The organism is Roseibium sp. RKSG952 (assembly GCF_009711355.1).
The window spans coordinates 1-275 of sequence record NZ_SMMF01000123.1 but is presented as its reverse complement, the minus strand read 5'-3'; the positions used below and the strand labels follow the sequence as shown (position 1 = coordinate 275).

The 275-nt window shown below is 61.8% G+C and carries 1 protein-coding gene; it reads left to right on the top strand.

Features of this window, described 5'->3' with window-relative positions; all coding sequences use genetic code 11:
- Positions 1–275 (top strand): IS66 family transposase zinc-finger binding domain-containing protein (locus E1297_RS00290; RefSeq protein WP_196223067.1); only part of this gene is annotated, 275 nt, incomplete at both ends.

Below are 275 nucleotides of genomic sequence, written 5' to 3'. Positions count from 1 at the left end.
GCAAGGGTCTTGCAAGGACGTGCAGACAGAAGACCCGGGCGGGACGCGGGACAGGAAACGGCGCCGCCCGAAAGTATCGGACGATACCCCCCGGGAACGCCGGGAGCTTGATCCGGGAGATACATGCCCGGAGTGTGGCGGCCAATTGCGTCTTGTGGGAGAAGACGTCAGTGAATTGATCGATATGATCGCGGCAAGGCTGAAGGTCATCGAGATTGCGCGGCCGAAGAAGTCCTGCCGGGTTTGCGAAAAGATGGTGCAGGAGCCGGCGCCCA